Source organism: Streptomyces otsuchiensis, assembly GCF_004305975.1.
GTDB classification, from domain to species: domain Bacteria; phylum Actinomycetota; class Actinomycetes; order Streptomycetales; family Streptomycetaceae; genus Streptomyces; species Streptomyces otsuchiensis.
Genome location: NZ_BHZI01000259.1, coordinates 1 through 8,200, shown reverse-complemented (window position 1 = coordinate 8,200; position 8,200 = coordinate 1). Strand labels below are relative to the sequence as shown.

Genomic DNA, 8,200 nt, shown 5'->3' with positions numbered 1-8,200 from the left:
CTACTTTCTCGTGGTGTCGGAGACGGATAGAAGGGCGGGGCGCGTGTGACCCGGGCCGGTAGGGCCCGCCCGGCGTTCGGTGTGGAGCAGCCACAGCAGGTAGCAGCCCCCGAGCATGCCGGTGACCGCTCCCACGGGCAGTGTGACGGTCAGGGCGTGCTGGGCGACCCAGTCGGCGGCGGTGATCAGGGCGCAGCCCATCACGGCCGAGGCGAGCAGGTTGGGCCCGGTGGCCCGGGTGAGGCGCCGCGCCAGCTGCGGTGCGGCGAGGGCGACGAAGGCGACGGGCCCGGCCGCCGCGGTCGCCGCGGCGGTGAGCAGGACGGCGCCGAGCAGCGCGGTCACCCGGATGCGTTCGGGGTCGCCGCCCAGCGCGCGGGCCGCGTCGTCACCCATCTCCAGCAGGCGCAGCTGCCGGGACCGGGTGAGCAGCAGCGGGATCAGCACGGCGCAGGCGGCCAGCAGCGGCCAGAACTGCGTCCAGTCCCTGCCCTGGAGCGATCCGGTGATCCACATCAGGGCGCGCGCCGCCTCGTCGATCCCGGCCCGGGTCAGGAGGTAGCCGTTGACGGCGGTGAACGTCGCGGCGGCGCCGATCCCGACGAGGATGAGGCGGTATCCGTGCACCCCGTCACGCCAGGACAGCAGGTAGACGGCGACGCCGGTGGCCAGTCCGCCGGCGATGGCGCCGAGGGCGACCAGCGCGGGACCGGCCTGGAAGACGACGATGACGGTGAGCGCCCCGGCGGCGGAGCCGTGCGTGAAGCCGATGATGTCGGGGCTGCCCAGCGGATTGCGGGACACCGACTGGAACACCGACCCGGCGATGCCGAGCGCGGCACCGATGAGCACCGCCACCAGGACGCGCGGCAGGCGGAGTTCGCGCACGACGAACCATTCGGCGGGGGTGGCGTAGCCGTTGAGGATGGCGAGGACCTCGGCCGGGGTGAACTGTTCCTTCCCGGTGCCGATCAGCAGCAGGCCGAGGCCGACGGTGAGCAGCGAGAGGACGGTGACGACCAGCAGGGTGCGGACGGCCAGGCGCAGGGAGATGTCGCCGGGTCCGCGCACGGTCCACACGGGAGCGGCGGGCAGCCCGCTCGGCCGGCGCTTGCGGCCACCGGCCGGGCGGAGGCGGTCGCGCAGCGCGGTGAGTGCGCGCGCGGGCGCACCGGGGGCATCGGGCGCACCGGACGCACCGGGCGCACCGGGATCCGAGGCACCGCCACCGCGGGGCTGCCGCCCGCCGCTCTCGTCGTGCTGCTCCTCCGCGCGGCGCTGCTCCGTGGAGTACGGGGTGCGTCCGTTCACAGTCCCACCGTCCTGCGCCGGCGCCGGACCAGGTAGATGAAGACGGGGCCGCCGACCAGCGTGGTGACGATCCCGACCTGGAGTTCGGAGGGCCGGGCGACCAGCCGGCCGAGGACGTCGGCGCCGAGCAGCAGCACGGGGGCGAGGACCGCGCAGTACGGCAGGATCCAGCGCAGGTCGGGGCCGGTCACGGCACGGACCGCGTGCGGGATCATCAGGCCGACGAAGACGATGGGGCCGCACGCGGCGGTCGCCGCGCCGCAGAGCAGCGTGACGACGGCCAGTGCCAGGAACCGGGTGCGCCCCAGGTTGGCCCCGAGGGACTTCGCGGTGTCCTCGCCCAGGGCGATCGCGTTGAGCGGCCGTGCCAGGGCCAGGGTCAGGACGAACCCGACGACGAGGAAGGGCAGCACCTGGCTGATGACGTGTCCGTTGGCGGAGGCGAGCGAGCCGACCGTCCAGAACCGCATCCGGTCCAGCGCGGCGGTGTCCAGGAGCTGCACGGCGTTGACGTACCCGTACAGGGCGGCGGTCGCCGCGGTGCCCGCCAGCGCGAGCCGGACCGGGGTCGCCTGGCGGCTGCCCCCGAGAGCGTGGACCAGCAGGGCGACGAGGGCGGCGCCGAGCATGGCGAACCACACCTGCTGGGTGAGGGAGGTGACGGAGAGAAAGCTGATCGCGGAGACGACGGCGGCGGCGGCCCCGGCGTTGATTCCCAGCAGACCGGGATCGGCGAGCGGGTTGCGGGTGAGTGCCTGCATGACGGCGCCGGCGACGCCGAGTGCCGCGCCCACCAGCAGTCCGAGGACGGTACGCGGCACCCGCATCTCGCGGACGACGGCGTCGGCGTCGGTCCCGGTGGGGTCGACCAGCGCCTGCCAGACCTCTCCGGGCGGGATGAACTTGGCGCCCAGGGCGACGCTGGCGACCGCGACCAGGGCCAGCAGGATCAGCGCGGCGGCGAGCCCGGCGGCCCTCCGCGGCCCGGTGCGCGCCGCGCCGCCGCCCGGTTCGGCGGTATCTTTCGGGCTGGTGTCCCGCTCGTCCCTCGGGAGGGTGGCGGCGCTCACCGAGGGGCCGGGCGCTGGGGGTCATTCGGCATAGCGTTAGGTTAGCCTAACCTTAATCACCCGCTTCGAGAGGGTCCGTAACCATGCCCACCCCCCGCTTCTCCCTGTCCCGCCGGTCGCTGCTGACCGCCGGCACCGCCGTGGGCGCCGGAGCGCTGCTCACCGCCTGCGGCAGCGGCCCCCGTGAGTCCGCCTCCGACGACACCACGGGCGAGGCGGGGGGCGGCGACGGCTGGAGCTTCACCGACGACCGCGGCGTCACCGTCGAGCTGCCCGCGACCCCCGAGCGGGTGGTCGCCTTCATCGGCAGCGCCGCCGCGCTCCACGACTTCGGTGTCGAGTGCGTCGGGGTCTTCGGCCCGACCGTCGGCGCCGACGGCGAACCCGACGAACAGGCCGGCGACCTCGACGTCACCAAGCCGACCGTACTGGGCAACGCCTGGGGCGAGTTCGACGTCGACACCTACGCCACCCTCGAACCCCAGCTGCTGGTCACCAACATGTTCGGTGAGGACGCCCTCTGGTACGTCCCCGACGACGCGCGCGACCAGATAGAACGGCTCGCCCCCACCGCCGGCATCACCGCCTCCCCCACCACGCTGCGCGTCGCGATCGAGCGCTACGCCGAACTCGCCGAAGCGCTCGGTGGCGACCTCAAGGCCGCGCCGGTCGTCGAGGCCCGCGAACGGTTCGACGCCGCCGCCGAGTCGCTGCGCCAGGCCGCCCGCGACAACCCCGGCGTCAAGGTGCTCGCCTGCTCCGCGTCCGCCGACCTCTTCTACGCCTCCACCCCCGACGCCTACGCCGACCTCAGCTACTTCGCCGAACTCGGCGTCGAGGTCATCACCCCCGACGATGTCGAGGGCGGCTACTTCGAGAACCTCAGCTGGGAGAACGCCGACCGGTACGCGGCCGACGTCCTCCTGCTGGACAACCGCAGCAGCGCCCTCCAGCCCGCCGACCTCACCGACCGCCCCACCTGGACGCGGCTGCCCGCCGTCCAGGCCGGCCAGATCGTCCCGTGGCCCTCCGAGACCCGCTTCTCCTACGCGGGCTGCGCGCCCTTCCTGGAGGAGCTTGCCACCGCCGTGCGGGACGCCGAGCGGGTCGCCTGACCACCGAGCCGCCGCCACCCCGAGGACCCCACCGACGAGAGGACCAGCACGCCATGTCAGACGCGCCTTTCGACTTCTTCGACACCCATGTCCTGCGCACCGAGCGGCTCAGCCCCAGCTTCGTGCGCGTGACCTTCGGCGGCGACTGCCTGGCGCGGTTCGCCGGCGGCGGCCGCGACCAGCGGTTCAAGCTCTTCCTGCCCCACCCCGGGCAGGCCCGCGCGGAACTGCCCACCGACCCGCTCAACTGGTACCCGGCGTGGCGCGAGATGGACCCCGCCGAGCGAGCGGTCATGCGGTCCTACACCGTGCGTGAACAGCGCCACTCCCCCGAGGAGCTGGACGTCGAGTTCGCCCTGCACGGCGACACCGGGCCGGCGAGCCGCTGGGCGACCCGGGCCCGGCCCGGTGACCACGCCGTGCTGCTCGGTCCCACCGTCGCCGACAACGGCGGCGTCGACTTCCGCCCGCCGCCGGACACCGACTGGGTACTGCTCTCCGGGGACGAGACGGCGCTGCCCGCCATCGCGGGCATCCTCGACTGGCTGCCGGCCGGCACCGAGGCCCGCGTCTGGCTGGAGGTTCCCGACCCCGCCGACCGCCGCTGGCTGCCCACCCGGGCCCGCAGCGAGATCATCTGGACCTGCCGGGGCCGCTCGGCGATCTCGATGCACGACTCGATCCGGGACGCCGTACTGCCCGGCGGCACCCCCTACGCCTGGGTCGCGGGCGAGGCCGGCGGGGTGCGCGCGCTCCGCCGCGTCCTGGTCAACGAGCGGGGCTTCGACCGCCGCCGGGTCACCTTCACCGGCTACTGGCGCCGAGGCACCACCGAGGACCAGCTCCTCACCGAGGGCACACTCGCGGCCGTCGGCGAGGACTGAGCACACGACAGCTGATGGGCACCTGCGCGGCCGGGGCGGGACGGCAGCGCAGGTGCGGGACGGCAGCGCGGGTTCGACGGTTCCGGCGCCCACACCCCGCGCGCAGGCCGGTCCGCCCTCAGAGCTTGAGCCGCCCCAGCGCCTGTTCCGCGTCCAGCGCGGAGGGGCGCTCACCCGCCGCGGTCCAGGCCGCGGCGCACAGCGCGCGCAGCCCGTCCACCGGGTCGCCCTCGCCCTCCAGTTCCAGTGAGCCGCCGACCGCCCGGGCACGCCATCCCGCGCATCCGAACCCGCCGTCCTCCGGCACCGGAGCCGCCAACGGCGCCAGCAGACCCCGCAGATCGGCCGCCAGATACGTCGGCCGGTGTTCCGGGCGCGCGGCCAGCAGTTGCGCGCCGTCCGTCACACCGGTGAGCACCAGCAGCGAGTCCACACCTCCGTTGTGCGCCCCCTCGATGTCGGTGTCCAGCCGGTCCCCGACCACCAGCGGCGTGCGCGCACCCGTACGGATCACCGTCTCCCGGTGCATCGGCGGCAGCGGCTTGCCCGCGACCACCGGCTGCCGCACGCCCCCGTTCGCGATGCGCACCACCTCGACCGCGGCCCCGTTGCCGGGGCCGACGCCCCGCGGCGTCGGGATCGTCAGATCGGTGTTGGAGGCGAACCACGGCACGCCCCGGTTGACCGCGATCGACGCCTCGACCAGGCGGCCCCACGGCAGGTCCGGGCCGCCGTACCCCTGAACCACCGCTGCCGGGTCCTCGTCGGCGGACTCCACCGGCAGCAGCCCCCGCTCCAGCAGCGCGGTCCGCAGCCCTTCCGCCCCGACGAACAGCACCCGCGAGCCCGGCTCGACGGCTTCCGCGATCAGCCGCGCGACCGCCTGCGCCGAGGTGACCACCTCGGCGGGCACCGCGGGCAGTCCCAGCTCGGAGAGGTGCCCGGCGACGGTCTCGGGGGTGCGGGCCGCGTTGTTGGTGACGTACGCCAGCCGCATCCCGCCGTCCCGCGCCGTCAGCAACGACGGCACCGCGTGCTCGACGGCGGCCCCGCCCACGTACACCACGCCGTCCAGGTCCAGCAGCGCGGTGTCGTACCGTGCCGCCAGCGGCTCGACCGTGCCCGCGGGCCGCACCTGCTGCCGCTGCCGCACGGCGTCCCTCGCGTCGTCTGTCTCTCGCGCCTCGTGCTCGTCCATGGGCCGATCATCGCGCACACCCGCCACTGCGCGAGGGGCGGCCCGGGACATACGATGCGGGGATGCTCACCGACGGCCTCGACGTGACTCCGTTCCGGGGGGTGCGCTACGTCCCCGAACGGGTCGGAAGCCTCGCCGCCGTCACCTCACCGCCCTACGACGTGGTGGTCCGGCCCGACGGGCTGCACGAGCTCCAGACCTCCGACCCCCACAACGTGGTCCGGCTGATCCTCCCCCAGGCCCCCGACGCCGCCACCGGACACCGCAACGCCGCCCGCACCCTGGACCGTTGGCTGCACGAAGGCGTCCTGGCACGCGACGACTCCCCCGCCCTGTACGTCTACGAACAGCGCCGCGACGGCGAACTGCAGCGGGGCGTCATCGGCGCGCTGCGCCTCACCCCGGCGACGGACCGCGTCGTCCTGCCGCACGAGGACGTGATGCCCCAGGTGGTCGCCGAACGCGCCGCGCTGCTGCGCGAGACCGCGGCCAACCTCGAACCCCTGCTGATGAGTTACCAGGGCGACGGCGGCGCGGACGGCGGGGACACGGCCACGGTGCTCGAACGCACGGCCCGGGCCGCCCCCCTGCTATCCACCACCACGGAGGACGGCTTCACCCACCGGCTCTGGGCCGTGACCGACCCCCAGGAGCAGCGGCTGATCACCCGCGACCTGGCGACCCGCACCGCCCTGGTGGCCGACGGACACCACCGCTGGGCCACCTCGCTGCGAGTCAGCTCCGAGCACGGCGACCGCACGCCGTGGAACCGCGGCCTGGTACTGCTCGTCGACAGCACGCGCTACCCGCTGCGGATCCGCGCCATCCACCGGGTGCTGCCACGCCTCCCCCTCGTGCGGGCGCTGGAGCTGTCCGCCGCCGGCTTCCGGAGCCGGCGGCTCGACGCCCGGACACCGGCGGCCGCACTGGCCGCGCTCGCGGACGTCCCGGGACCCGCGTTCGTGCTCTCCGGCGCGGGGGAGTTCCACCTCCTCGACCGCCCGGACCCCGGACTTCTGGCACGCACCATCCGCGCCGACCGGCCGGCCTCCTGGCGGGAACTGGACGCGACGGTGCTGCACTCCACCCTCCTCGACGCGGTGTGGCACATCCCGGACGGCCCGTCCGACATCGCCTTCCTGCACGACACGGACGCGGCGGTCTCCCAGGCAGAACGGCACGGTGGCACCGCCGTACTGATGCGCCCGGTGGCGGAAAGCACCGTGCGCGAACTGGCGGCGCAGGGCGTCACCATGCCGCGCAAGTCGACCTCGTTCGGTCCGAAGCCCGCGACGGGACTGGTGCTGCGCGTCATGGAGACCTGACCGGCGCACGTGGCGCGCGTGGCGCCGAAACGGCTGAGGGCGGTGCGGAACCCTTGGGTTCCGCACCGCCCTCAGTCATGGACCGCGCCGGATGTCAGGCCGAGCGCCCGGCGTCCCGCTCGTCGGCGTCCCGCTCGTTCTCCGCCTCGCCGTCGTTCCCGTCCGCGTCATGCCCTTCGTCGGCCCCGTCGCGGCTGTGGAGCGTCCGCGGGCCGGCGTCGGAGCCGTCCGCGGTGTCGTGACCGTCGTCACCGTCGTCACCGTCATCGACGGAATCCAGATCGTCGGCGTCCTCGTCGAAGGCGTCGATGAACTCGACACCGTCCAGCTCCGCGAGCCGGTCGGAGGCGTCGGTGGCGCCGCTCTGGTCGGCCTCCAGGGCCTTGGCGAACCACTCCCGGGCCTCGTCCTCGCGCCCGACCGCCAGCAGGGCGTCGGCGTACGCGTAGCGAAGGCGCGCCGTCCACGGCTGCGAGGAGGTCGACGCCAGCTCCGGGCTCTGCAGCGTCACCACAGCGGCCTCCGCCTGGCCCATGTCACGACGTGCGCCGGCCGCGACCAGACGCATCTCGACCTGGCCGGCCTTGTCGAGCCGGGTGACCTCAGGCTCCCCCGCCATCGCCAGGGCACGCTCGGGTCGTCCCAGGCCACGCTCGCAGTCGGCCATGACGGGCCACAGATCCGCGGACCCGGACATACGACGGGCGGCACGGAACTCCGCCAGCGCCTCCGAGTACTTGGCGACACCGTAGGCAGCGAATCCCGCGGCCTCACGCACGGCACCCACACGGGAAGCCAGCCGCAGCGCCACCTTCGCGTACCCGTAGGCCGCTTCGGGGTCCTCGTCGAGCGTCCGGGCGACCATCACCAGGTTGCGTGCCACATCGTCCGCGAGGGTCTTCGGCAGGCTCATCAGCTCCTGACGCACATCACGGTCGACCTCCTGGCCGGTGACATCGTCGGGGATCGGCAGACGGCGGACCTGCTCCCGCGGACGCCCGTAGCGGTCGTCACGGTCACGGCTGTATCCGCCGTCCCGCTCACCGCGCGGACCGCCCCGGAACCCCTCACGTCGATCATCCCGGCCACGACCGTACGAACGGCCCCCCCGGTCGTCGTCACGACGCGGGCCACGCGGGCGGTCGTCACGACGGTCATCGCGACGGAAGGGCGGCCGGTCATCGTCGCGACGCGGACCACGGTCGTCCCGACGGAACGCGGGGCGGTCGTCACGGGGACGGTCGTCACGACGGAACCCACCACCACGCTCGTCGTCACGACGCGGGCCACGCGGGCG

The 8,200-nt window shown here is 74.3% G+C and carries 7 protein-coding genes; 3 read left to right on the top strand and 4 right to left on the bottom strand.

Annotation, left to right across the window (positions count from 1 at the left end):
* Complete coding sequence (locus E0D90_RS20855; RefSeq protein ID WP_170215026.1) at window positions 1-1,095, bottom strand: FecCD family ABC transporter permease; 1,095 nt, start codon at window positions 1,093-1,095, stop codon at window positions 1-3.
* 212 nt (window positions 1,096-1,307) lie between these two features.
* Window positions 1,308-2,381, bottom strand: coding sequence for a FecCD family ABC transporter permease (locus tag E0D90_RS20850; RefSeq protein ID WP_130799621.1), 1,074 nt, complete (start codon window positions 2,379-2,381; stop codon window positions 1,308-1,310).
* An 83-nt stretch (window positions 2,382-2,464) separates the two neighbouring features.
* Here E0D90_RS20850 and E0D90_RS20845 point away from each other — a divergent pair, with 83 nt between their 5' ends.
* Both E0D90_RS20845 and E0D90_RS20840 read left to right on the top strand, forming a co-directional pair.
* Entirely contained in the window at window positions 2,465-3,496 is a 1,032-nt protein-coding gene (locus E0D90_RS20845) for an ABC transporter substrate-binding protein (RefSeq protein ID WP_130799620.1), read from the top strand.
* A gap of 53 nt (window positions 3,497-3,549) precedes the next feature.
* Complete coding sequence (locus E0D90_RS20840) at window positions 3,550-4,380, top strand: siderophore-interacting protein (RefSeq protein WP_103529682.1); 831 nt, start codon at window positions 3,550-3,552, stop codon at window positions 4,378-4,380.
* 118 nt (window positions 4,381-4,498) lie between these two features.
* Here E0D90_RS20840 and E0D90_RS20835 read toward each other — a convergent pair whose 3' ends face one another.
* A complete protein-coding gene (locus E0D90_RS20835) occupies window positions 4,499-5,578 on the bottom strand; it encodes an HAD hydrolase-like protein (RefSeq protein WP_130799619.1) in 1,080 nt (359 codons plus the stop codon).
* 62 nt (window positions 5,579-5,640) lie between these two features.
* Between E0D90_RS20835 and E0D90_RS20830 the strand changes: the two genes are divergently transcribed.
* Window positions 5,641-6,903, top strand: a complete 1,263-nt coding sequence (locus E0D90_RS20830; protein WP_130799618.1) for a DUF1015 family protein — start codon at window positions 5,641-5,643, stop codon at window positions 6,901-6,903.
* Window positions 6,904-6,997: 94 nt separating this feature from the next.
* On the opposite strand, the gene E0D90_RS20825 is transcribed toward E0D90_RS20830, so the two are convergent.
* Window positions 6,998-7,831 (bottom strand): tetratricopeptide repeat protein, encoded by an 834-nt coding sequence (locus tag E0D90_RS20825; protein WP_194116922.1) that lies wholly within the window; start codon window positions 7,829-7,831, stop codon window positions 6,998-7,000.
* Between the last annotated feature and the right edge of the window lie 369 nt (window positions 7,832-8,200).